The 23,636-nt window shown below is 64.5% G+C and carries 19 protein-coding genes; 4 read left to right on the top strand and 15 right to left on the bottom strand.

Annotated elements, in window-relative coordinates; translation table 11 throughout:
* Nucleotides 1–12 precede the first annotated feature (12 nt).
* The 9 genes from dprA to rimM form a co-directional block, all read right to left on the bottom strand.
* A complete protein-coding gene (gene dprA / locus M3G19_RS07225) occupies nt 13–1,179 on the bottom strand; it encodes a DNA-processing protein DprA (protein WP_259901939.1) in 1,167 nt (388 codons plus the stop codon).
* Nucleotides 1,176–2,693: a YifB family Mg chelatase-like AAA ATPase gene (locus M3G19_RS07220; protein ID WP_259901938.1), complete on the bottom strand. Its 1,518-nt coding sequence runs from the start codon at nt 2,691–2,693 to the stop codon at nt 1,176–1,178. The genes dprA and M3G19_RS07220 overlap by 4 nt, the downstream gene beginning before the upstream one ends.
* Nucleotides 2,680–3,063 (bottom strand): YraN family protein, encoded by a 384-nt coding sequence (locus M3G19_RS07215; protein ID WP_259901937.1) that lies wholly within the window; start codon nt 3,061–3,063, stop codon nt 2,680–2,682. Before M3G19_RS07215 ends, M3G19_RS07220 begins: the two co-directional genes overlap by 14 nt.
* 83 nt (nt 3,064–3,146) lie before the next feature.
* Complete coding sequence (locus M3G19_RS07210) at nt 3,147–3,452, bottom strand: DUF2469 domain-containing protein (protein ID WP_076598780.1); 306 nt, start codon at nt 3,450–3,452, stop codon at nt 3,147–3,149.
* Nucleotides 3,442–4,095, bottom strand: a complete 654-nt coding sequence (locus M3G19_RS07205; RefSeq protein ID WP_259901936.1) for a ribonuclease HII — start codon at nt 4,093–4,095, stop codon at nt 3,442–3,444. Before M3G19_RS07205 ends, M3G19_RS07210 begins: the two co-directional genes overlap by 11 nt.
* 15 nt (nt 4,096–4,110) lie before the next feature.
* Entirely contained in the window at nt 4,111–4,878 is a 768-nt protein-coding gene (lepB, locus tag M3G19_RS07200; RefSeq protein ID WP_396121761.1) for a signal peptidase I, read from the bottom strand.
* Nucleotides 4,879–4,966: 88 nt separating this feature from the next.
* Entirely contained in the window at nt 4,967–5,314 is a 348-nt protein-coding gene (rplS, locus tag M3G19_RS07195; protein WP_210571732.1) for a 50S ribosomal protein L19, read from the bottom strand.
* A gap of 120 nt (nt 5,315–5,434) precedes the next feature.
* The gene (gene trmD, locus M3G19_RS07190) at nt 5,435–6,601 is read right to left on the bottom strand and encodes a tRNA (guanosine(37)-N1)-methyltransferase TrmD (protein ID WP_259901951.1); all 1,167 of its coding nucleotides are present in this window, start codon (nt 6,599–6,601) and stop codon (nt 5,435–5,437) included.
* 5 nt (nt 6,602–6,606) lie between these two features.
* The gene (gene rimM, locus M3G19_RS07185) at nt 6,607–7,107 is read right to left on the bottom strand and encodes a ribosome maturation factor RimM (protein WP_259901935.1); all 501 of its coding nucleotides are present in this window, start codon (nt 7,105–7,107) and stop codon (nt 6,607–6,609) included.
* Between the two features lie 43 nt (nt 7,108–7,150).
* Between rimM and M3G19_RS07180 the strand changes: the two genes are divergently transcribed.
* Entirely contained in the window at nt 7,151–8,131 is a 981-nt protein-coding gene (locus M3G19_RS07180; RefSeq protein ID WP_259901934.1) for a YwqG family protein, read from the top strand.
* A gap of 19 nt (nt 8,132–8,150) precedes the next feature.
* On the opposite strand, the gene M3G19_RS07175 is transcribed toward M3G19_RS07180, so the two are convergent.
* From M3G19_RS07175 to rpsP, 3 genes are all read right to left on the bottom strand, one after another.
* The gene (locus tag M3G19_RS07175; protein WP_259901933.1) at nt 8,151–10,175 is read right to left on the bottom strand and encodes a hypothetical protein; all 2,025 of its coding nucleotides are present in this window, start codon (nt 10,173–10,175) and stop codon (nt 8,151–8,153) included.
* Nucleotides 10,176–10,331: 156 nt separating this feature from the next.
* Nucleotides 10,332–12,353: a hypothetical protein gene (locus tag M3G19_RS07170; protein WP_259901932.1), complete on the bottom strand. Its 2,022-nt coding sequence runs from the start codon at nt 12,351–12,353 to the stop codon at nt 10,332–10,334.
* A gap of 105 nt (nt 12,354–12,458) precedes the next feature.
* Complete coding sequence (rpsP, locus tag M3G19_RS07165; protein ID WP_259901931.1) at nt 12,459–12,977, bottom strand: 30S ribosomal protein S16; 519 nt, start codon at nt 12,975–12,977, stop codon at nt 12,459–12,461.
* 367 nt (nt 12,978–13,344) lie between these two features.
* Between rpsP and M3G19_RS07160 the strand changes: the two genes are divergently transcribed.
* Nucleotides 13,345–15,618, top strand: a complete 2,274-nt coding sequence (locus M3G19_RS07160; RefSeq protein WP_259901930.1) for an acyltransferase family protein — start codon at nt 13,345–13,347, stop codon at nt 15,616–15,618.
* 39 nt (nt 15,619–15,657) lie between these two features.
* Here M3G19_RS07160 and ffh read toward each other — a convergent pair whose 3' ends face one another.
* The 3 genes from ffh to smc all read right to left on the bottom strand — a co-directional run bounded on the left by ffh (nt 15,658) and on the right by smc (nt 22,662).
* Nucleotides 15,658–17,289, bottom strand: a complete 1,632-nt coding sequence (ffh, locus tag M3G19_RS07155; RefSeq protein ID WP_259901929.1) for a signal recognition particle protein — start codon at nt 17,287–17,289, stop codon at nt 15,658–15,660.
* 81 nt (nt 17,290–17,370) lie between these two features.
* Nucleotides 17,371–19,155: a signal recognition particle-docking protein FtsY gene (ftsY, locus tag M3G19_RS07150; RefSeq protein ID WP_396121760.1), complete on the bottom strand. Its 1,785-nt coding sequence runs from the start codon at nt 19,153–19,155 to the stop codon at nt 17,371–17,373.
* Nucleotides 19,156–19,194: 39 nt separating this feature from the next.
* Nucleotides 19,195–22,662, bottom strand: a complete 3,468-nt coding sequence (gene smc, locus M3G19_RS07145; RefSeq protein WP_259901928.1) for a chromosome segregation protein SMC — start codon at nt 22,660–22,662, stop codon at nt 19,195–19,197.
* Nucleotides 22,663–22,838: 176 nt separating this feature from the next.
* Between smc and M3G19_RS07140 the strand changes: the two genes are divergently transcribed.
* Both M3G19_RS07140 and M3G19_RS07135 read left to right on the top strand, forming a co-directional pair.
* The gene (locus M3G19_RS07140; RefSeq protein WP_259901927.1) at nt 22,839–23,126 is read left to right on the top strand and encodes a type II toxin-antitoxin system RelE/ParE family toxin; all 288 of its coding nucleotides are present in this window, start codon (nt 22,839–22,841) and stop codon (nt 23,124–23,126) included.
* A gap of 68 nt (nt 23,127–23,194) precedes the next feature.
* On the top strand, nt 23,195–23,635 hold the full coding sequence (locus M3G19_RS07135) for a helix-turn-helix transcriptional regulator (protein WP_259901926.1): 441 nt from the start codon (nt 23,195–23,197) through the stop codon (nt 23,633–23,635).
* Nucleotide 23,636 lies beyond the last annotated feature (1 nt).

The raw sequence follows: 23,636 nt of genomic DNA, 5'->3' as shown, positions 1-23,636 counted from the left end.
CCGGACCCGGGGCTACACGCGGCGCCAGTGCTGCCCTTCGCGGGCGACGAGGCCCTTCCCAGACAAGTCCATGAGCAAATGGACGGTGAGCCCGATCGTGAACCCGCACGCGGCGGCGACGTCGGAGGCTTCAATCCCTCCGGTGTCGGAAAGCGGTAGGGAATCGTAGACACGGAGCTCGTTGCGGGAGAGCTGCTGGACAGCGTCGGCGGCAAAATCCATCTCGTATTGGCCGTCGACGTCGGAAGCGCCAATCGGGCTGAGCTTCTCGTGCGCGTCGTCAGCGCTGAGCACCATGGCGGCGCGCCCGTCACGAATGGCCAGGTTAGTGCCCAAAGAGCCCGGTCCGAGGATCGGCCCCGGCACGGCCATGCCGATGCGGTTGAACACCTCGACCCATTTCAGGGTGTTCAAGGCTCCGGACCGGAAGGCGGCTTCCACGACGACGGTTCCCTGCGTCAGCGCTGCAACGAGGCGGTTGCGCGTGAGGAAGCGGTGCCGGTCGGGCGTGACCCCGGGTGGATATTCGGTGACCACGGCCCCACCTTCGGACGCGATGCGCGAAAACAGCGCCTCGTTGCGCCGCGGGTAGACCTGCCCGGCACCGCACGCAGCGACGACGACAGTCGCGCCCCCTGCATCCAGCGCGGAAGTGTGTGCGACGGTGTCAATACCGAGCGCGCCGCCGGAGACAATCGTGTGCTGGTGGCGCACGAGACCCCGGCACAGATCGGCGGTGGCGTGATGCCCATACGAGGACGCGGCACGAGTGCCCACGATGCCGACCGCGCTGGCGAAAAGTTGCGCGAGATTCGCGTTGCCCCGCACCCACAGTCCGTGCGGCGGGTGCGCGTCGGGAGGAAGCTTTTCATCGCTTTTCGACGCCCCCGCCACCGCCGCCCCGAACGACATCTCGATCGCGTCCCGCGGCCACTCCGAGGACTCAGGCGTGAGCAGGCGGTAGCCTTCGCGTTCAGCGGCAGCGAGATCGTCGGCAGGCTGGTCCCACCTGTAGCGGGACTCGGTGGCGGGGCCGAGTTCGCCGAGCCAGCTGGCGCGGACGCGGATGCCACGGGCGAGTTCATCGGCATCGCGTCCGGCGGCGAGCATGGCTTGGATGTGCCGGTTCGGTCCTTCGACGACGCGGTTCAAGTAGGCCCAGGATTCCAACGAGCTCATGCCATCACCCCCGCGTGTTGCGTGTCGCGCAGGTCGAGGGCGTCCATGACGTCAGCAAGACGCGGCTTATCGACGCCCCCAAGATCCGCCACCGTCCACGCCAACCTCAAAAGCCGGTCGACACCGCGCTGCGTGATTGAGCCGTTGCTCAAGGCTTTGCTGATCACGCTCATGCCCTCTTCGTCGGCGGGGAAATCGCGTCGGATGAGTGCGCCGGGGACACGCGCGTTGGTCACGGCGCTCAATCCGGCTGCGGACCAGCGGTGCCGCGCGCGGTCGCGGGCGGCGAGGACGCGTTCGGCAATCGCCGCTGAGGGTTCGTTGTCGGTGCTGGTGACAAGGGCGCCGACGGAGGTCGTCGATAGGCTGATGTCGATGCGGTCGCGCAGCGGCCCCGACAGGTTGCGCAGGTACATGGCGCGCTCGCTCGAGGAGCACGTGCATTTCGCGGCATTGTCGACACCGCAGCGGCACGGGTTGGCGGCCATGACGAGCTGGAAGTCGGCCGGGTAGACGACGTCGCGGCGCGCGCGTGTCAGTCTCACCTCACCTTTTTCAAGCGGGACCCGCAACGCATCGAGCGTGTGGGCGTCGATCTCGCTGACTTCATCCAAGAAAAGGACCCCGTGGTGCGCATGGCTGATGGCGCCCGGCCGCGGGATCCCTGACCCTCCGCCGATGAGGGCGGCGCGCCCTAGCGACGGGTGCGGTGCGACGAATGGCGCCTGCACGATCACCTCCCCGGTGGAATTGCCGGAAATGGAATGAATGGCTGTCGCTTCCACGACCTGCTGCGGTGAGAGTTCCGGAAGAATCGACGGGAGGCGCTCGGCGAGCATCGACTTGCCGGAGCCAGGCGCGCCGATCATGAGCACATGGTGGGCGCCGGCAGCTGCGATTTCCATGGCGCGGCGCTCGCGCTCTTGACCGACGATGTCGCGGAAATCCGGCACGTGCACAGGCTGCACGGTGTGGCTCACGGTCTCCAGGCCGGGCAGTTCGCGCTCCCCGACCGCCCAGAGCCACGCCTCGGTGAGACTCTCCGCGACCTTCACCGCCGGGTGCCCGACCAGCGCGGCTTCGGCAGCGTTTTCGGCAGGGATTATGACGTGATCGACATCGTCGAGGGCTTCCAGAATGATCTGGAGGATCCCGTCCACACGCCGCAGCTGCCCACCGAGGCCGAGTTCGCCGACGACGAGGCTGCGTTTCAAGCGGCGTTCCGCACGCGGTTCCATGCTTCCCAGCACAGCGAGTGCCACGGGCAGGTCGAATTGGGAGCCGGCTTTCGGCAGGTTCGCAGGCGATAGGGACACCATGATTTTCGTGCGCGGCCACGGCAGCGTCGAGTTGGCCACGGCGGTGCGGATCCGGTCGCGGGACTCCCCCACAGCTTTGTCGCCGAGTCCCACGATGTGCATGCCGGGCAGCCCGGGCCCGACATTCGCTTCGACGGTGACACGGTGCGCGCCGATGCCCTCGACGGTCGCGGAAAACGTGCTAGCAAGCGCCATCGTCGACCCCCTGGTACATGCGGCACGAGACGTTGATGCCGTCGAAGATGACTTCGATGACATCGAAGCGCACAGAGACGTATCCGGACGACTTCTCAGCCAGCCACTGCGCGGCCGCCGCGCGAATCCGGCGCAGCTTCGCCGGCGTGACGGCCTCCGCGGCACCGAAGCTCGTGCTGCGCCGGGTTTTCACCTCTACAAAGACGATCTCGCCGTGCGGCGAGCGCGCGATCAGGTCCACTTCGCCGTCGCGGGCACGGTAGCGCAGCTGCACAATGTCGTAGCCCAATTCCTCGTACCAGGCCGCGGCGCTCGATTCGCCGCACAGACCCAGCATGTATTGGTCCCTTTGGTCGTGTTTTACAGGCATGAAAAATCCCCTCTGTTAACTCAAGTGGTTGCACTTAGTTAGACGAGGGGAAGGGGCGGAAGGATCCGTCGAAAAGCGAAAAATTACTCGGGAATGACCATGTCCGGCTTGTCGAGCTCCTCGATATTGACGTCCTTGTACGTGATCACGCGCACGTAGCGGACAAAGCGCACGGCGCGGTACATGTCCCACACCCACGCATCCGACATGCGGACTTCGTAGTAGACGTCCTTGCCTTCGGTGTGCGGGATGAGCTCGACGGCGTTGGCGAGGTAGAAGCGGCGGTCGGTCTCCACGACATACGAGAATTGGCTGACCACGTCGCGGTATTCGCGGTAGAGGGACAGTTCGACCTCGGCTTCGTAATTGTCCAGGTCTTCAGCGCTCATCGTGGATGCTCCTCATGTACTTCTCGTGGGCGGCAGCAACGTTGGCATAAGTGTAGCGATGCTCCGGGCTCGCGCCGTGACGGCGCACCGCGTCCATGTGGGCGCGCGTCGAATAGCCTTTATGCTTATCGACGCCGTACCCCGGGTACTTTTCCCCCATCCCCGTGACCAGCCGGTCGCGGCTTACTTTGGCCAGCACGCTGGCGGCGGCGATGCAGCGGGCGGTGTAGTCCCCGCCGATGACTGGGAGGTGAGGGGAGGTCAGGCCGGGGATGCGGAAGGCGTCGATAAGCACGTAGCCCGGCGTGACATCGAGCGCGGCAATCGCGCGGCGCGCACCATCTATGTTGGCGTTCTGGATGCCGCGGCGATCGATGTCTTTCGCGGAGATGTGCACGACAGCGTGCGCAAGCGCCTTATCGACGATCACCGCGTAGAGCTCCTCCCGCCGCTTCGCCGTGAGCTTCTTAGAGTCGGTCAGCCCCTCAAGCGCCGCGATCGGCTGCGGCGGGAGAACGCACGCCGCAATGGTGATGGGGCCGAAACACGCGCCGCGGCCCGCCTCGTCGACTCCCGCGACGGGCCCGAGCCCCGCTTTGTCCAGCGCGACCTCGAAGGTGCGCAGCTGCTTCAGCCGGCGCATGTACTCAGCGCGCTGTTACTGCTGCTGCAGCTCAACATCGCCGTTCTTCACCGGCCCGATGCGGGTCAGCGGCAGGATGATGAAGGAGACCTTGCCGCGGATATTGTCCGTCGGGATCGTGCCCTGGAATTCATCGCCAGAGTGGTAGCGCGAATCCGCGGAATTGGTGCGGTTGTCGCCCATGACGAAGACATTGTCTTCCGGCACCGTGATCGGGCCGAAGAATTTGCCGCCGCACTCGGCGGAGCCGTCCTCGCCGATGACCGGGTTCGCCGGCGGGTCGAGAATGTACGACTGGTCGATCGGTGCGCCGTCCACCATCACTGCCGGGTCGCCCGCCTGGCATGAGACCGTCTGGCCGCCGGTCGCGACGACGCGCTTGACCAGATCATTCTCGTCCGGCGCGACCAACCCGACGTACGAGCCGAGCTGCTGCAGACCAGCCACGAAACCATTATCGGAACGGTTGGACACGTAGTCGGTGTTCCACGACGGCGTGCCCTTGAAGACCACGACATCGCCCGGCTCCGGGTCCGAGAAGTAGTAGCTGACCTTCTGCACGAAAATACGGTCGCCGTTGCAGCCGTCGCAGCCGTGCAGCGTCGGTTCCATCGATGCCGACGGAATCAAGTACACGCGCCCCACGAACGTCTGCAGGACGAAGATGAGCGCCAAGGTCAACAGGACGACCAGGGGTATCTCGATGTACCACGGTGTGGTGTTCTCCTGGTCGTCGCTCGTGCGGCGAACTGGGCGGGGACGAGGGCGGGCGTATTCAGTCACGGCACATCACCTTATCAGCGTGAAAACGAAACGCCCCCTCCCGTTCACCGTGAGTTCGGTGGGAATGGGAGGGGGCGCGGGACGTCGATTAGCGGCGCTCCTTGATGCGGGCTGCCTTACCGCGCAGATCGCGCATGTAGTACAGCTTCGCGCGGCGGACGCGGCCGCGACGCAGAACCTCGATGCGGTCAATGTTCGGGGAGTGAACCGGGAAGGTACGCTCCACACCGATGCCGAAGGAGATCTTGCGGACGGTGAAGGTCTCGCGGATGCCAGAGCCCTGGCGGCGGACAACGAAGCCCTCGAAGAGCTGGGTACGGGTGACGTTGCCCTCGATGACCTTGACGTGGACGCCAAGGGTGTCGCCGGGGCGGAAGTCCGGGATGTCGTCGCGCAGCTGGCCTGCGTCGACCTTGTCGATAATGCCGTTGGACATGGCAGAATTCCTTTTCAGATTTGGACAGAGGACCCTAGCGGCGCAAAACGCTCGACTGGTTCGTGTCGGCTACATGACCCAAACATTCTTGCATAAGGGCCGGTAGCTTCCAAAATCCGCTTATCGACGCTCCACCGTCGACCCGTACCAATATTCGACCCCGGGCAAAGCGTTCACCACAGCCTGCGTCGCCTGCTGCGGCGTCAGCGTCGTCCGGCCCTGCACGACAACGCGGTAGACGGGGTCGAGCAGCGGCCCGTCTTCGGCCGCGAGGAACTGGTTGACCACCACGTTGTCGGGCTGGCAGCTGGTGTCCATGACTTGGGCGTCGATAAGCTCCGCCGGGTAGCCCGCGCGCCGGAGCTTCTTGGCCACCTTATTCTGGTGCTTCTCCCACGCGGTGGCGCTCATAATCACGCCGATGTCTGTGGACACCTCGCGCGCGTCGAGCGTGAACAGGTCGTCTTTGTCGAGGGTGCCTTCTGCGCGTGCTCGCTCAATCAGGTCGGGGCGCACCCGCTGGGTGCGCTCGAGCGACTGGTCGCGGCGCCACCGCGCGATCTTGCCGTGGTCGCCTGACAGGAGAATCTCCGGTGCATCGATTCCTCGCCATGTCCGCGGCTTCGTGTACGACGGTCCTTCGAGCAGCCCGTCAGAGAAACTGTCCTCCTCATGGCTTTCGGTGTTGCCCAGCACGCCGGGAATGAGACGTGTGACGGCCTCGGCGATGACGAGCACCGCCACTTCCCCGCCGATCAGCACGTAATCCCCGATGGAGACTTCCCGCACCCGGTAGTTCTTTTCCGCGTCCTCGAAGACCCGCTGATCGATGCCCTCGTAGCGGCCGCACGCGAAAACAATGTGCTCCTCCCGCGACCACGCCTGCGCGTCAGCCTGTGTGAATGGTTGTCCGGCTGGGGTCGGGACGAGCAACAAGGGCTTGTCCACGTCACCTGCGGTATCGGCTGCATACGGGCGCGGCGCGACACGTGCGACATCGTCGTGGCGCAGCTTGTCATTGCGGTGTGCGGCGGCGGTATCGAGCTGTGTCCCGGCGCAGCCGGCGGCGATCTCGTCGAGAGCGTTGCCCCACACCTCGGGCAGCATCACCATGCCCGGTCCCCCGCCGAGCGGCGGCGCGTCGACGGATTTGTGGTTGCCCGTCGCCCAGTCGCGCAGATCGTGCACGCCGACGGAGAGAATCCCCTGCTCGATCGCCTTGCCCAGCAGGGCGTGGCGCAACGGGTCGAGGTAGTCCGGGAAAATCGTGACGACGTCCAGCCTCATCGCGCTCACAGCTCCAGCAGCCCCTCCGGTGGGGTGGCAACCAGGTAGCCCTCGTCTAAGTCGATCTCCGGCACGATATCCATGACGAACGGGATCAGGACCTCCTTGCCGTTGTAGTCCACCTCGAGCAGCTTCCGGTTCGGCATCGTGGTCACACCGGTGACATCGCCTACGTGGGAGCCGCCAATAAGCACGCGCAAGCCGATGAGCTCGTGGTCGTAGTACTCGTCCGAATCCTCGTCGCGTGCGAGCGGCTCCGCGAAGAACTGCGTGCCCCGCAACGAGTCCGCGCCCGTGCGGTCCGCGACCTCCTCGAATGTGACCAGCAGGCGCTTCTGGTGCGGGCGCACCGCCGCGATGGTCAGGTCCTGCTCCTTGCCCGCCTGGCGGCCATGCAGCACCTCGCCCACCGCGAAGAAGACGTCCTCATCGTCCGCGAGCGGCTCCACGACGACCTCGCCGCGCACGCCGTGCGACTTCACAACCCTGCCGATCCGGATTTCCATGCAGCTCAGGCTACCAGCGCCATTTACCGTTACGCTCGGGGCCATGAGCATGAATAGCCATACGACGCAAGTCTCAAAGTTCGAATACAAATACTCCTTCGATTCCTTTCCTGTCCGCCACTCCATCCGCTTCGAAGAGACCGACCGGCCCGATACCCCCACCACCTCCAAGATCTGCGGCACCCCCTATTTGCCGGAGCACGCGCCGTACCCGGTCCGCGACGGGAAGCCGATGCTCTTCATCGCCCAGTTCAATTTCGAGGAATTCCCTCCGCTTCCCGATTTCCCCTCCACCGGGCTGCTCCAGCTCTTCGTCCCGAACGAGCCCGGCTGGGGCGGCAATTTCTACAGTCCTTCCTACGTCGATCCCCGTAAGAGCGGCGAGCCCACGCAATTCGCCCGCTACATCGAGGATATTTCGGCACCCCACGTCGGCGAGCTCCCCGAGGAGGCCGCGGAGGAAGACGACCACCCCGCCTACGACCAGACGAAAGCCACCACGATCGACGGCATTCTGACGCTGCACACCGCCACCGATGTATCGAAGGAATTCGTCGCTCGCGTTGTCGACAAAAGTCTGCCGCATGCGCTGTTGCGGAAAGGCACCGCCTACATGGACATCCACGGGTCGCTCGTGAATCCGTTCTTCGTCGTCGTCCGCACCGTCGACGGCGACACGACCACTGTAGAGACCATCAGCGCAACGCGAGAAGACATGCAGAAGCTTGTCGACGACGCCGTTGCCCGCGCCGAACGCGACGGCTACACCCTCGACCCTTCTGCCGAAGACCTTCTCGAGCCGGTGCGCTACGACAGCGCCGACGTCACCCGCCTGGGCGGCTACCCGAAATGGGTCAATGACGGCATGCTCTCCCCCGGGGACCCGGAGGTGCTCCTCGCCACGGTGTCCCACGGCGAGAACATCATGTTCGGCGACTGCGGCTACGGCAATTTCTTCATCCACCCCGACGATCTGGCCGCCCGCAATTTCGACCGGGTGTTCTTCGGCTGGGACTGCGGATAGCCCCGCCCCGCGGCAGAAATCAGTGCTGCCGACCGCTCATCTCCGCCATGAGCTTGTCCTGCTCGCCCGCGACAAAGGCCGCGACGAATTCCATCGCGTACTGGAAATCGGCGAACCGCAGCGAATAGTTGTGGTTGACGCCGTCGCCTGCGGTGAAGCGGCACTCGACTTCGTAGGGCGCCTGGTCCTCGTCGAGAACGCGCACTTCAACAAAGGAATCGTCGCCGGCGAGGTCGAGGACGCAGAAGTGCTCGCCTGGCACACTCATGCCGCGCTCGCGGAGGTTCGGGATCGCCTCGGGGCGAAGCGGCCCCGCGTGTTTCCCCGTCTGCGTCGCGAGCACCGAGAGGAACCGCTTGTTCTCCGGGAGGTCGTGTTTTCCTTCGCTCTGCCACAGTGAACGGTCGGAAACGCGGCCGGGCTGGCCGGCGATCGAGAAGAGCCACGCAGCGTCGGACATGCTCATTTCTTCTCGCCCGTAGACCGTGCCGTCGGGTAAATACAGCCGGGCCGCCAGACCGTTCTCGTTTTCGAAAATCACGGTTTCGTAGGTGGCTTTGTGGCCGCGCGTGCCCACGGGCCCGGTGCCGTATGCGGAGAGCTGGCACCCATTGGCCACCTTCGCGATGCCCTCCTTGAAGGCGGCCACCGAGGAGACATTCCAGCCCTGGAACGGCAAACCGTTGTTGAACACCCGGACAGGATCGAGCTCGTACCCTTCGTTGTACACACCGGAAGAGTTGTAGAGCACGTGGTCGCCGTGAACGACAACGGAGACTCCGAAATCCGCCGCGAGAGCGAAGAGCTGCGGGATGGACCCCGGGTTCCGCAGGCGCATGCGGGTAAGTGCGGCGGGGTGGGCGGGGCCGTCGATAAGCATATCGCCGAGGATGCGGTTGACCAGGTCCACGAAGTCCTCTATTTGGGGCGGCGCGGGCTGATTGCGGCGGGCGCGCAGAACGTGGAGGAAACGCATCGTCGAGTTCATCCGCGCAGGGCCCCTGTGAGGAAGCACCATGGCGGTGACCTCCACGACGTCCCTCCCCCAATCGGACGCCGACAACGCCTGGATATCGCCGCCGAAGGCCGCCTTCAGTTCGGCGCTGTGGCCGTTGCCCTTGGAAAATGCGCGGACGACCGCCATGAGTTCGTCGAGGGTGGAAAAGTCGCGGCTGACCCGGACACCCGTCGGCTGCACCTGCGTGGCATTCCACGCGCCGTGCGGCGTGCGCCCGTACCGCAATTCACCCCAGTACGGGTCGTGAAGCCTCATCATGGTGCCGGCGGGTAGGTCGGCGACGGCGTCGAGTCGGCGCAGCGGCAGTGACATGTTCTGCCTGTACGCCATCGGGCGGAGCGTGGCCTCGCCGGGCGCGACATCACGCCAATCGAGCTCGTGGATCTCCTCGCAAATGTCGGCGAACGCCAGCAGGACGGGACGGGCTTCCTCGTAGGTGGGAACGCGCAGGGCCTGGGCGGGCTTCTGCTCGCCGGATTCGGCCGGCGCGTAGCGGAGAATCAGCGTCCACTCGCCGTCAGCCTCGAGGCGCATGCTGAGAGAACCGCCGAAGGAGTCTGCATTCCCATACGTCGTCACAACGAGGATCCACGCGCCGACAGGATCCGGTGCGCGCAGAGCGTCCTCGAAGGCGATGTCGACGGTGCGCTCCCCGACCTGGCGCCACACCGTGCCAGTCGAGCTGGTCATCTGGACCGGCACAAACGTCTCCTGGAGATCCTCGCCGGACGCGTTAACGTACAAGCCCGCATCGCCGAGAAAAACAAGGAGCTTATCGACGAACGCCAGATGCTCAATCTGCCCGATCTGCTGGTCTGCGTTTGCCGGATCGATCTCCAGAGTGATGACTTTCTGGGCGGAGACCTCGTACCCCACAATCTGGCTCAGCTTCGCGGCCGTGTCCCGCATCGACGGGTCTGGGGTGTGGAGGTTGTCAAGGTCAGCGGAATAAAAGGCGTTGACCAGTTCGTGGTGCACGGCGATGACGGACGCGGGAGGTTTCCAGATGTGCAGCGTGATCGGCATGTCTATCACGGTACGTGGGCGGGACGAGGCGTGACGTCGATAAGCAAAATGCCCGCACACCGTGTGGTGTACGGGCACGAGTGCGGGGAGCTTAGTTCTCCTCGGACTCCTCAGCCTTCTCTTCCTCGGTTGGGACTGCGGATAGATACGGCTAGGCTATGCCGCCCAATGCGAACCGCTCGAGGGCGCCGTAGTCGCCGTGGCGAACAGCTCCAGGAAATCCATCGGCTTCTGGAAACCCGCGGAACGGATCTTGTAGTTGCGCTTCCAGCCGTCCTCACCGGTGAAACGGCACTCCCCTTCAAAGGGCATGTCGTCGCTGTCACCCGAGTAGCGGATCTCCGCGAAGGCATCCTCTTGGGATAGGTCGAGAATGCTGCACCGGTCACCGGGTTCAGCAAAACCGTGCTTCCGGAGATTCTCGAGCGACACGGGAAGGAACTGAGTCGCATATTCCTCGCCGTTCCACCTTATGACCTGGACGAACCTGCGTTCCTCCAGAACCGGCAATTTGGTGGAGGACTGCCACAGCGACGGATCGGTGACGCGCTCGACGTCGTTGGCGATGGAGTAGATCAAGGAGGCGTCATTGACGTGCATGTTCTCTTTCGCGTAGACCGTTCCATCCGGGCAGTACAGACGTGCGGCTAGACCGTTCTCGTTCTCGAAAATGCATGTCTCGTACTTGCCATAGTGTCCGCGCGTGCCGACGGGGCCCGAGGTGAAAACGGAAAGCTGGCACGAATTTGCGACCTTGTCGATCGCTTCGTCGAACGCCGCCAGAGTGTTGACCTTCCAGCCTTGGAAAGGAAGGCCGTTGTTGAACACCCGCACTGCGTCGGGCCCGACCCCTTCGTTGAGTTTCCCGGATGGGTTGTACAGGACGTGCTCGCCGTTGACGACGATGGAGACGGCGTAGCCTTCCGCGATGGAGAACAACTGCGGAACTGCGCCCGGGTTACGCAGCCGCATGCGGGTCAGCTCGGCAGGTTCCACCTGCCCGTCGACGAGGAAGTCCCCCAGCTCGTGATTCACCACGGCGACGAAGTCCTCCATTTGCGCACTCGCCGGCTGGTTGCGCTGGGCGCGGTTGCTGTGAAGGAACCGGATCGTCGAATTCATCCACGCCGCTCCCCGGCGGGGAACCGGCATGGCAGTCACCTCCACTACGTCTTTGCTCCACATGGAGACGGCCAGTGCCTGGATGTCGCCGCCGAAAGCCGCCTTCACCTCATCACTGTGGCCGTTGCCCTTGGAGAAGGCGCGTGCCACCGCCATGACTTCCTCCAGTGTGCCGAAGTCGCGGCTCACCTTGATTCCTGTCGACCGCACTTGGGTGGCGTTCCACACCCCGTCGCGGGTACGCCCGTACCGCAGTTCACCCCAGTACGGATCATGGAGCCGCATCATCGTGCCGGCGGGCAGGTCCGCGACGGCGTCGAGGCGGCGCAGCGGCAGATCAATGTTCTGGCCGTAGGCGGTTCGGCGCAGTCCCGGCAGGTCAGGTGCGGCTTCCTGCCAGTCGAGTTCATGAATTTCGCCGCAGATATCGGCGAAGGCCAGCAAAATGGAGCGGGCTTCCTCGTAGGTGCCCACACGCAGCTGCTGAGCGGGTTTTTCTTCGCCGGATTCCGTGGCCGTGTAGCGCAGCGTCATCAACCACTGGCCGTCAGCTTCAAGGCACATGCTCACTGAACCGCCGAAGGAATCTGAATCCGCGTACGTGGTGACCAGGAGCAACCACGCACCAACAGGATCTTGGGCGCGCAGAGCGTCCTCGAAAGCAATGTCGACAATCCGCTCCCCCACCTGGCGCCACACCGTGCCGGTGGAGCTGGCGAGCCCCACCGGCACAAAGGTCTCCTGCAAGTCAGTGCCCGCCGTGTTGACAAAGAGTCCCGCATCATCGAGAAAAACGAGGAATTCCTCGACATACGCGAGCGCTCCGATCTCGGCTAATTTTGGTTCCGCCTCCTCAGGCGCCAGCTCCACCGTCATCACGGTCTGGGCGGGGACCTCGAACCCCACGATCTGGCTCACCTTCGCCGCGATCTCCCGCATCGACGGATCAGGGGTGTGCAGACTGTCAAGATCTGCGGAGTAGAAAGCCTGGACTAATTCGTGGTGCGGGGCAATAGCGGGAGTCGACGGTTTCCAGATGTGAAGAATCGGCCTCATGCCCAACAAGCTACCGAGACGGGGGCGGATGCGCGGGGGAACGGGAGACGTCGATAAGCAAAATGCCCGCACACCTTGCGGTGTACGGGCACGAGAGCGGGGAGCTTAGTTCTCCTCAGACTCCTCAGCCTTCTCTTCCTCGGCCGGGGTGTCCTCAGCCTCAGCAGCCTCGGCTTCTTCCTTAGCCTTGGCCTCAGCCTCAGCTTCAGCAGCTGCCTTAGCTTCTGCCTCTTCCTTGGCCTTCTTGCGCTTCTCGGTGATGGCCTCGGCGGTCGGGCCGTTGGAAGCTTCCTCGAGAGCCTGGTTGAACAGGTCGAGCTTGGACGGCTTCTCCTCGGCAACCTTGAGGGTGCCCTCGGCGCCTTCCTCACCCTTGTACTTCTGCCAGTCGCCGGTCACCTTGAGCAGTGCGAGCACCGGCTCGGTCGGCTGCGCGCCGACGCCGAGCCAGTACTGAGCGCGCTCGGAATCGATCTTGATGAGTGACGGCTCTTCCTTCGGGTGGTAGATGCCGATGTTCTCGATGACGCGGCCATCGCGACGGGTGCGGGCATCAGCGACGACAACGCGGTACTGGGCGTTGCGGATCTTGCCCACGCGCTGCAGCTTGATCTTTACAGCCATGTTGAAAGTCCTTTACTTAGGTCACTGGGCAGTTCAGACACCCGCCGCTTATCGACGGGCCGGTTCAACCCTTGAGTTTCACCTGCGTGTGACTACGGCCGGGCGGTGGGACTTCCTCTTTTTCGGGAAGTGTGCCGGATCCGGCGCTAACGCAGCTTGGTGTTTCAGCGCGCACCTAGCGCGCGTCAACCTGCAATACACTACCCCCGCGTGCACCGCCACACCAAAACGACGTGGGGGTTAACGGATTTCCGGCTTCCCGGCGGTAAGGTCTTCCCAGGAACATCCAGAAAGAAAAAGAGGCAACCAGCTTCGATAGTGAAACTATGTCTCTTCCTCTTCCCCTACATTACGGATTTTTGACGCAATGACGACCACGGTTACCGCTCAGCAGCCCACGGACTCGAAACCGGCACCGAAAAAGCAGGCGTACCGCAACGATCTTGACGGATTGCGCGGAATCGCCATCGGCCTGGTGGTGCTCTTCCACGTGTTCGTCGGCCGTGTCTCCGGCGGCGTCGACGTGTTCCTGCTTCTGTCTGGCTATTTCTTCATGGGCTCGCAATTGCGGTACGCGATGCGGCCGCACCCTTCGCTGAATCCGTGGTGGCCGTTCTGGCGCACGGCGCGGCGTTTGCTGCCAGCGCTCGCGGTAGTGCTGGCGGCGATCTACGCGGGCATCCGGTTCCTGACACCGGAGATCATGAGCGAGGATTTGGCGAAACAGTTCACCGCTGCGGTGCTGTATTTCCAAAACTATGAGCTCGCCGCCCAAAACCTCGACTATGCGGCGGCTGGCGCGGAGACTTCTCCCCTGCAGCACCTGTGGTCGATGTCCGTGCAGGGGCAGTTCTACGTCTTCGCCATCATGGTGGGTGTGATCGTGGCTTTCCTCGCCTCCCGCGTGGGGGTCAGCAATGAGAAGCTGCGCCGCGGAATCATCGCTGTGCTGGCGGTGCTCGCAGTGGCATCGTTCGCCTACGCGTCCCGCTACGGGCTGGTAGGTACGCCGCAGAACTACTACGAATTCCCGTCCCGCCTGTGGGAGTTGGCCTTCGGCGCGCTGCTGGCCATGCTTCCGGTGACGACTTTGATCCCGGAGAAATTCCGTGGTTTCGCCGCCGGGCTCGGCGTGGCCGCGATTGCCGCGACGGGCGCGATTATCACCACCTCCCTGGCGTTTCCGGGCCCGGCCGCATTGATCCCGTTGTTGGGCGCGGCTTTGGTGGTCATGGCGGGCCCCGACCAGCCGGTTGCGCGTGTGCTGTCCTCGGGCCCGATCCTGTGGCTGGGCAAGGTCGCGTACTCGCTGTACCTGTGGCACTGGCCGCTGCTGATTCTCTTCACCGTCAAGTCGGGCCGCCCGACACCGACGGTGGGGCTGGGCATCCTCGTCATCGCCCTGTCGCTGTGCCTCGCACACCTCACGTACACCTTGGTTGAGGATCCGCTGCGCCAGCACGGCAAGCGTCCGAAGGCGACTGACACGCCGGTGCGCACCGCACGAGCAAGCTTAACGACGCCCGAGGGCCGCGGCCGCGCCGTCGGTGGCGCCCTCATCGGAGCCATTCTGCTCGGGGTTTTGTCGATCCAGCCGCTCTACGCCCGCCAGATCGACGATGCGGATTTCAATCTCGCCTCCAATGACTACCCCGGCGTGATGGCGCACTTCGGGGCGGAGGTTCCCGAAGTGCAAGCTCAGCCGGACCCGAACCTGATCGCGGACATCTGGCCGCCGACTGCCGACGATAACTGCGTCATCTTCATGGATCAGCCGGCGGACATGCTGCCGGGGCCGCATTGCGTGTGGGGCGACCCAGAAGCTGAGACCACCGTCGTGCTCTTCGGAGGCTCCCACTCCGAGCCGTGGCTGATCCCGCTCGACCAACTGGGTAAAGAGCACGGTTTCAAGGTGATGCCGATGGTGCGGCAGTCGTGCCCACTGATTCTCGACGACCTTGACACCGTGAGCCCGGAGTGCGCGGAGTGGTCGCGTCTGGCGTTCGACCGGATCATCGAGATGAATCCGGATCTGACCATTTCCACCGCCACGCGCCCTGAGGGCCGCGCTGGCGAGGGCAGCCCCGGCCCCGACATGGTGCCGAGCTCGTATGCCACCGTCTGGGAGGAGCTCCAGGCCAACGACATTCCGTTCCTCGGTCTGCGCGACAACCCGTGGGTATTCAGCCGCGAAGGCCAGCACATGGATCCGAACGAGTGCCTGATCGCCGGCAACGACTTCGAAGCCTGCTCGACACTGCGCGACACGGTCTACGGTGACGTGGATCCGTCTGTCGAATACCTCTTCCCGGAGAATAAGCAGTGGGGTCTCGATACCGCCGACTGGTACTGCGACGACGAATTCTGCCCGCCGATCATCGGCAATGTGTACGTCTACCGCGACCAGAATCACGTCTCGAACGCGTACGCGGCGACCACTGCCCCACTGCTGTGGGCCAAGCTCCAAGAGGTCTTCACGGCTCTGGGGACCCAGGTCGACGGACTCGAGGACGGCCCCGCGCTCGATCCGGAACAGGGTGTCCCTCCGGGGAAGCAGGAAAACGGGGTGGACGCGGGAGACGTCGGCAAGCCAAGCGTTGAAGCGAACCCCGACCTATTGCCTGAGCTCGGCGACCAATAAAAAATTCTCCCGCATGGCGCGGGAGAATGTGGCCGGGACTTATTTGCCCTTGCCCATGCGCTTCATGGCTTCGCCGAAATCGAGGTTGTTCAGGTCGATGCCGTCCATGCCCGGCGGAAGCTGCTCCTGCATCTTCTTCAGCTGGGCCGGATCGAGCTGATCCATGCCTGGCATTCCCGGCATTCCGCCCATTCCCGGCATGCCTGGCATCTTCGGGCCGCCGCCGCGCTTCTTCGCGGGCTTACGCTTGCCGTTTTTGCCCTTGCGGCCCTTCGGCTTCTTCTTCGTCGCGGAACGGCCGCCCATGCCCGGCATTCCTGGCATTCCGCCCATGCCGAACTGATTGGCCATCTTGCCCATCATCTTCTTCGCCTCGAAGAAACGCTCGACGAGCTGGTTGACCTCGGCGACGGTGACGCCCGAACCGTTCGCAATGCGCTTGCGGCGCGACGCGTTGAGGATCTTCGGGTTCTCGCGCTCCGCCGGCGTCATGCCGCGGATGATGGCCTGGATGCGGTCGAGTTGCTTCTCGTCGACCATGTCGGCCATCTCGTTCATCTGCTTGCCGCCCGGCATCATCTTCAGCAGGTTGCCGATCGGGCCCATGCGGCGGATCATCAGCAGCTGGTCGAGGAAGTCCTCGAGTGTCAGTTCGCCGGAGCCCAGCTTCATGGCGGCTTCTTCCGCCTTCTGCTGGTCCATCGTCGCCTCGGCCTGCTCGATAAGGGAGAGCAGGTCGCCCATGCCGAGGATGCGGCTGGACATGCGGTCCGGGTGGAAGATGTCGAAGTCCTCGAGCTTCTCGCCCGTGGACGCGTACAGGATCGGCTTGCCCGTGACCTCGCGAATGGACAGGGCGGCACCGCCACGGGCATCGCCGTCGAGCTTCGTCAGCACAACGCCAGTGAAGTCGACGCCGTCGGCGAAGGCCTGAGCGGTGGCGACGGCGTCCTGGCCGATCATGGAGTCGATGACAAAGAGGACCTCGTCCGGGTTGACGGCCTCGCGGATATTGCGCGCCTGCGTCATCAACGTCTCATCGATGCCGAGTCGACCAGCGGTATCGATGATGACCACGTCCGCATGTGTGCGACGGGCCTCTTCGATCGACTCGGTGGCCACCGCGACCGGGTCGCCGTGGGAGGTGCCCATTTCATGTTCGCTCGAGTCGAGCGAGGTGCCCGGGTCCGGCGCGAAGGTGGGAACGCCGGCACGCTTGCCGACGATCTCCAGCTGCTGCACCGCCCCCGGACGCTGCAAATCGCAGGCCACCAGCATCGGAGTGTGGCCCTGCTTGGACAGGTGCATGGCGAGCTTGCCCGCCAGCGTCGTCTTACCCGCACCCTGCAGACCGGCGAGCATGATCACGGTCGGCGGGTTCTTCGCCAGGTTGAGGCGGCGGGTCTCGCCGCCGAGGATATTGGTGAGCTCCTCGTCGACGATCTTGATGACCTGCTGCGCCGGGTTCAGCGCCTCCGAGACATCCGCGCCGAGCGCACGCTCCTTGACGCGCTTGATGAATGCGCGGACAACAGGCAGGGAGACATCGGCCTCGAGCAGGGCGATGCGGATCTCACGGGCGGTGGCGTTGATGTCCTCTTCCGTGAGTTTGCCCTTGCCGCGCAGACCTTTGAGCGCTGTTTGCAAGCGGTCGGACAATGACTCGAACACGAAAAAGCTCCCTTAAATATCGAAAAAGTGGTGGGAACCAGCCTAGCTGTTCCCCACCACCTGAATCACATTGCCTGTGCTCTAGCCGAGCAACGCGTCGACAAAGCCTTCAACTTCGAACGGTGCGAGGTCGTCCGCGCCCTCGCCGAGGCCCACGAGCTTGACCGGCACGCCGAGTTCCTCCTGGACCTGGAAGACGATGCCACCCTTGGCGGTGCCGTCCAGCTTGGTCAGGACGACACCGGTGATCTCGACGACGTCCTTGAACACGCGCGCCTGAGTCAGGCCATTCTGGCCGACGGTGGCGTCGAGCACCAGCAGAACCTCGTCGACCTGAGACTTCTTCTCCACAACGCGCTTGACCTTGCCCAGCTGGTCCATCAGGCCGGTGGAGGTGTGCAGGCGGCCTGCGGTGTCGACGAGCACGACGTCAGCCTGCTGCTCCACACCGGTCTTGACCGCGTCGAAGGCGACGGACGCGGGGTCTGCGCCTTCCTTGCCGCGGACGGTGGAAGCGCCCACGCGGCGGCCCCAGGTCTCCAGCTGGTCTGCTGCGGCTGCACGGAAGGTGTCCGCCGCGCCGAGCACCACGCTGTGACCCATGGAGATGAGCACGCGCGCCAGCTTGCCGGTCGTGGTGGTCTTGCCGGTGCCGTTGACACCGACGACGAGGATGACTGCCGGCTTGCCGTTATTCGGCATCGCCTTGATGGAGCGGTCCAATTCCGGCTTGCCCGCCTCGATAAGGGTCTCGCGCAGCATGGCGCGAGCTTCTTCCTCGCTGGACACGCCGCGCTCGGCGATCTTCTCGCGGAGGGATTCGGTGACCTTCATGGTCAGTTCCGCACCGAGGTCCGCCATGATCAGCGTGTCCTCGATCTCCTCCCAGGCGTCCTCGTCGAGGTCGCCCGCGGAGAGAATGCCGAGCAGACCCTGGCCGATCGCGTTCTGGGAGCGCGACAGGCGCCCACGCAGCTTGCCGATGCGGCCCGCCGCCGGCTCGATGTCGTCGAGCTGCTCGTCCGGCACCGGCTCCGTCTCGATGACGCTGGCCTCGGTCTCTTCGGCGGGCGATTCCTCGGCAGCTGCCGCAGCACCGGCGGCGCCAGCTGCACCAGCAGCTGCTCCCCCAGCCGCGGCCGCGCCTGCACCCGTCTCCGGCGCCGGCGTTTGCTCGCGTGCTTCCTCGGCGGCCTCGGCAGTCGAACGCGCGGCCTCAGCCGCTTCCTGTGCCTCCGCCTCAGTGTCAGCCTGGAAGACATCGGAGGACTCTTCGGACTCGGCCGGGTGGTCGGCTCCGGCAATCTCGCCGGGCTTGTCCTCCGGCTCAACCTGCTCAACCTGCTCGACCGGCTCAACCTCAGCCGGATCGGGCTCAATCACTTGCGTCTCGGTCTCGCCGAGCTCAACGGGGTCGGCCTCGTCCGCGGCAGTCGGTGCCGGTGCGATCTGCTCGGTCTCGGTGGCATCGGCGGTATCGGATACGTCAGAAGAATCCGTTGTTTCAGCAGGCTTTGCGGACGCGGCGGCGCCAGCAGCACCTGCCGCAGCAACACCGGCAGCGCCAGCACCCGCGGCCTTAGCGGAGGTGGAGGGGGTGTCGCGCTTCAACGGCTCGTCGACACGCACTGGCTCTTTCTCTGCTGTCGGCGCACCGGCGGGCGCGAAATTGAAACCGCCCTTGGCCTGGTAGTTGCCGGATTTCTCCTGCTGGGTGAGTTCCTTTTGCTGTTCCGGCTCCTTCTTTTCAAAGGAGACGGTCTTCGACTTTTTCCGGTTGTTGCCGACGACAATGACGATGCCCAGGATGATGAGCAGCGCCACGACGACGGCGATAACGACCCACAGAACAGTTGAATTCATCATGTCCCCCATAGTGCCACCAGTTGGCGGGGCGGGGCACGGCTAGTCGGCAGTCTCGCGCGGAGCGGGGTTCATGCGCTGGGAAATGACGCGCGTCACGCCGTCGCCGCGCATGGTGACGCCGTAGAGCACATTCGCCACATCCATCGTGGGTTTCTGGTGGGTGATCACGATGAGCTGCGAGTCCTCGCGGAGTTCTTCGAGGAGGGCGATAAGGCGACGGAGGTTGACGTCGTCAAGCGCGGCTTCAACCTCGTCGAGGACGTAGAACGGGCTGGGGCGCGCGCGGAAGATGGCCACGAGCATCGCGAGCGCGGTGAGCGATTTCTCGCCGCCGGACAGCAGCGACAGACGCTTGACTTTCTTGCCGGGCGGGCGCGCCTCGATCTCGATGCCGGTGGTGAGCATGTCGGAGGGGTCGGTGAGCAGCAGACGCGCTTCGCCGCCGGGGAACAAGGTCTGGAACACGCGCGGGAATTCGCGTTCGACGTCATGCCACGCGTCGGTGAACAATTGCAGGATTTGCTTATCGACGTCGTCGATCACCCCCGCCAGGTCCTTCCTCGCCTGGACCACGTCGGCGAGTTGGGTGGATAGGAAGCTGTAGCGTTCCTCGAGCGCCTTGTACTCCTCGAGCGCGAGCGGGTTGACCTTGCCGAGCGCGGCGAGGTCCTTCTCCGCTTTCTTGAGGCGCTTCTTCTCTTCCGCTTCGTCGAAGTCCTCCGCGGGCGCGTAGTCGGCGAGCAGGTCGTCGATAGCGATGCCGAGCTGCTCGACAATCTTGGCTTCAGCTTCATCGATGCGGACCTGCGCTTGCTCGCGCGCGATATCCGCGGCGTGCGAGGTGTCGCCGAGGCGGGCGAGCTGTTGGCGCAGCGCGCTGACCTTGTCGCGGGCCTGGGATTGGCGCGCGGCGAGCTGCTTCACGTCGGCGGAAAGTGTGTCGCGGCGCTGAGTGGCGCGCTCGAGCGATTCTCCGATTTTCGCGGCGAGGTCGCGCGCGTGTTCAGCGACCGCCTGGGCGAGCTCGGCTTGCGCGCGCTTGCGTGCCATCGCCGCGTCGTGCCGCGCTTTCGCTTGTCGCTCGTGCTCCGCTTGACGACGCAGCGCCGCTCCCTTTCCCGCCACGTTGTCCACCGCCTGCTGGGCGGAACGGGCAGAAAGCGTCGCTTCCATTTCCTGCGACCGGGCTTTAGTCAGCGCGGCATTGGCTTCGTCGCGTGCAGTGGCATCGGCCTCTTCATCGGAATCGGGGCGTTCAACGCGCGAGAGCCGGTCGCGGGTCTCGGCGAGAGATTTCTCGCGGCCACTGAGCCGGATATCCGCCTCGTTGGCCTGCTTCGCGGAAGTGGCGTGCTGTTTCTGCGCCTGCTCGGCCTGTTTGACCAAGCGCTGGTGGTCGCGCTTCCACGACTCGGCCTGCGCGTCGTGTTCCTTCAGCGCAGCCTTCGCCGACGCAGCGACGACGCGCGCTTCCTCAGCCGCGATCTTCGCTCCTTCGAAGGTGCCGGACAGCTCATCGAGCGCGGCCTGGGCCTGCTCGAGTTCCGCCGTGGCGGCCTCGATGTGGGCAGCGACCTCCACGCTCGAAGCGCCACCGGAACCCGCGGCGAGCCAACCTTCGCCGACAACGACACCGTCGGGAGTGACTGCGCGTAGACGTGGATCATCGGCAACCGCCCGGCGCGCGGAGGCGATATCGTCGGCGAGCACCACATCGACAAGGATGCGGGTGATCGGTCCCACGACGTCATCGTTGAGGCTCACGTGGTCGAGCAACCACGTGGTTCCGGCCGGCGGGGTTCCTTCGAGGCGCCACGACTGTCCGCCAGCAGATGTATCCACCACGACGGCGCGGGAGGCGTTGCCGAGGTCGTCGGTAATAACGCTTTCGTCGATCTCGCCTGCGAGTGCTTCCGCATGGGGCCCGAGTGCCGCGGCGAGCGCTTTCTCGATGCCTTTCTCCGGCTTCATGCGGTCGGCGACGGGAGAGAATGTCTCGCCCAGAACGTCGGCGGCCTCAGCGACAGGGGCGGTCTCGCTGAGGGTGGCAATGCGCGCTGAGAGCGAATACACCGTTTTCTCTCGTGTCTTCTGCTCCGCGCGCAGCTGCTCCAAGCGCTGCTCGGCGGCATCGGCCTCGGCGGCGGCGCGGACGTGGGCATTCTCAAGGGGTTCGCGGCCACGGGCGATCTCGGCGACCTTCTCGGCGGCGGCCTGTGCTTCTGCGTCGGCGTCCTGGGCACGCCGGCGTGTCTCGTCGGCAGCGGCTGCAAGGCGCTCAATTTCCTGCTTCGCACTCTCGACTGCCGCGACCTGGCTCTCCTCCTGGGCGAGCAGGCGCACGACGCCCTCGCGGCGGTCGGCGATCGCGCGGACCTGCGCCATGTGCTCCGCTTCGGCGGCGCGGGCTTTTTCTGCGAGCTCCTCGACCTGGGCTGCAATCTCTGCGCGGCGGGCTTCCGCTTTGTCGTATTCGGCGAGTGCGTCGGCGTGCTGCTTCTCAGCTCGTTCGGCCCTTGCAATCAGCTCGTCGGGGTCTTGACCGCGGTATTCGGTGGTGTCGCCGACGTGGGACGCTCGCTCGGTGGCGATGCGCAGTGTCGCAGACGTGCGCTCAGCAAGAGATGACAGCCCGAACCAGAGCTGCTGTGCGCGTTCCGAATTCGCGGAGGCTACCGAGTGCAGCTTTTCGACTTCGCCCTGGTTCGATTCAGCTTCGGCCAGCTCTTCTGTCACGGATTCGACGTGCTGGGCGTGGAGGTGGGCGGCACGGGCGGCGTCGTCAAGCGATGCCCTGAGAGTGACCACCTTGTGGCCCGCAAGGCGCAGACGCGCGTCGCGGACATCCGCCTGGACGGTCGCGGCGCGCTGCGCGGCTTCAGCCTGGCGCGCGAGCGGTTTGAGCTGCTTGCCCAGCTCGTCGGTGAGGTCGGTCAGGCGGTCGAGATTCGCCTGCATGCCGGTGAGTTTGCGCTGCGCTTTCTCGCGGCGGCGGCGGTGCTTCAGCACACCTGCTGCTTCCTCGATGAACGCGCGACGGTCCTCCGGGCGGGATTCGAGGATCTCGTTGAGCTTGCCTTGGCCAACGATGATGTGCATCTCGCGGCCGATGCCCGAATCGCTCAGCAGCTCCTGAATGTCCATCAGGCGCGCTTTGGAGCCGTTAATCTCGTACTCGCTGGCACCGTCACGGAACATGCGGCGCGTGATAGCTACCTGCGTGTACTCGATCGGTAGACGGCCGTCCGTGTTGTCGAATGTCAGCGTCACTTCCGCGCGGCCGAGCTGCTTGCGCTCCCCCGCGCCCGCGAAGATGACGTCCTCCATCTTTCCGCCGCGCAGATTCTTCGCGCCTTGCTCGCCCATCACCCACGCGAGCGCATCGACCACATTGGATTTGCCTGAGCCGTTCGGCCCGACGACCGCGCAGATGCCCGGCTCGAATTTCATCGTCGTCGCAGACGCAAAGGACTTGAAGCCTTTGAGCGTCAGCGATGTCAGGTGCATTGTGCTGATATTACCGAACCGGCTCCGCCCTTCGGGGCTGTCATCGCAGGGCGAGCAGGCTGTGTCGCGGTCGTTTTATAAGCTCTGCCCTAAAGCTGGCCGAGACGTTCCGCGGGAGGTGAAAAGTGCCGAGAAACCAGATCCGTTGGTTCGCTCCGGGCGGTGAATCGGAAGCCGTGAGCAAACGGGAGTTCAAGGCGCTGTCGAAAGAGGGCCAGGGTGCTCTCGCCGCCCGCATTAAGCAGCTCGCCCAGGCGAAAATTGGGCTCAGCGATCTCCGGCACCTGCGCGGGGACCTGTATGAGATCCGGGCCCAGGTGGGCAATAACCATTACCGGGCGATCGTCATCCAAGACACCCCAGTGCACTTCATTATCTTGTCGTGCTTCTTCAAGAACCAGCAGAAAACACCGAAGTACGAACTGGACAAAGCGGAGAAGCGGTTGAAGCGATGGCGGCAGTGAATTGCAGTATCGGTCTGAGGCGATTAAATTGTGCTTTATCGGTCACAGCCGATAGCAAAGGAGCTGCCATGAATATCGACGACTACAGCAAGCACCGCGCGGACGATTCCGAGGAATTCGACTTCGACGAACTCCTCGACGACCCGGAAGTGCGCGCTGCGATGAGCGAAGCCGAAGAACGCCTCGCCGTCACGGAAACGCTCCGCGACGGGCGGAAACAGTCTGGTCTGTCGCAGAAGCAGGTGGCCGCTGCCATGGGCACGACCCAGTCCGCAGTATCTGACTTCGAGCGCGGGGAGACTGACCCGCAGCTGTCCACGATTCAGCGTTATGCGCGCGCGACGGGCGCGCGCGTGCGCATCCTCGTCGATCAGCCGGGCAGCAATGTCACACGCGTGGCATCGCCGTATGTCTCGGTATCGAAGACGGTTGCGGCACCGTCGGCATCGTCGGGGCGTCGCCCGGCGCTGCGCGTGGTGCCCTCCTACCAGGACATCCAGGTGAGTTAAG

Source organism: Corynebacterium sp. p3-SID1194 (assembly GCF_025144155.1).
Lineage (GTDB): Bacteria > Actinomycetota > Actinomycetes > Mycobacteriales > Mycobacteriaceae > Corynebacterium.
Note: the sequence above shows the minus strand (reverse complement) of the source record. Positions and strands in the feature narration are given on the sequence as shown.

What these genes read in the sequence shown, in the direction of transcription:
- dprA (WP_259901939.1), bottom strand. Translation starts at nt 1,179, where the DNA reads ATGAGCTCGTTGGAATCCTGGGCCTACTTGAACCGCGTCGTCGAAGGA.
- M3G19_RS07220 (WP_259901938.1), bottom strand. Translation starts at nt 2,693, where the DNA reads ATGGCGCTTGCTAGCACGTTTTCCGCGACCGTCGAGGGCATCGGCGCG.
- M3G19_RS07215 (WP_259901937.1), bottom strand. Translation starts at nt 3,063, where the DNA reads ATGCCTGTAAAACACGACCAAAGGGACCAATACATGCTGGGTCTGTGC.
- M3G19_RS07210 (WP_076598780.1), bottom strand. Translation starts at nt 3,452, where the DNA reads ATGAGCGCTGAAGACCTGGACAATTACGAAGCCGAGGTCGAACTGTCC.
- M3G19_RS07205 (WP_259901936.1), bottom strand. Translation starts at nt 4,095, where the DNA reads ATGCGCCGGCTGAAGCAGCTGCGCACCTTCGAGGTCGCGCTGGACAAA.
- rplS (WP_210571732.1), bottom strand. Translation starts at nt 5,314, where the DNA reads ATGTCCAACGGCATTATCGACAAGGTCGACGCAGGCCAGCTGCGCGAC.
- trmD (WP_259901951.1), bottom strand. Translation starts at nt 6,601, where the DNA reads ATGAGGCTGGACGTCGTCACGATTTTCCCGGACTACCTCGACCCGTTG.
- rimM (WP_259901935.1), bottom strand. Translation starts at nt 7,107, where the DNA reads ATGGAAATCCGGATCGGCAGGGTTGTGAAGTCGCACGGCGTGCGCGGC.
- M3G19_RS07180 (WP_259901934.1), top strand. Translation starts at nt 7,151, where the DNA reads ATGAGCATGAATAGCCATACGACGCAAGTCTCAAAGTTCGAATACAAA.
- M3G19_RS07175 (WP_259901933.1), bottom strand. Translation starts at nt 10,175, where the DNA reads ATGCCGATCACGCTGCACATCTGGAAACCTCCCGCGTCCGTCATCGCC.
- M3G19_RS07170 (WP_259901932.1), bottom strand. Translation starts at nt 12,353, where the DNA reads ATGAGGCCGATTCTTCACATCTGGAAACCGTCGACTCCCGCTATTGCC.
- rpsP (WP_259901931.1), bottom strand. Translation starts at nt 12,977, where the DNA reads ATGGCTGTAAAGATCAAGCTGCAGCGCGTGGGCAAGATCCGCAACGCC.
- M3G19_RS07160 (WP_259901930.1), top strand. Translation starts at nt 13,345, where the DNA reads ATGACGACCACGGTTACCGCTCAGCAGCCCACGGACTCGAAACCGGCA.
- ftsY (WP_396121760.1), bottom strand. Translation starts at nt 19,155, where the DNA reads ATGATGAATTCAACTGTTCTGTGGGTCGTTATCGCCGTCGTCGTGGCG.
- smc (WP_259901928.1), bottom strand. Translation starts at nt 22,662, where the DNA reads ATGCACCTGACATCGCTGACGCTCAAAGGCTTCAAGTCCTTTGCGTCT.
- M3G19_RS07135 (WP_259901926.1), top strand. Translation starts at nt 23,195, where the DNA reads ATGAATATCGACGACTACAGCAAGCACCGCGCGGACGATTCCGAGGAA.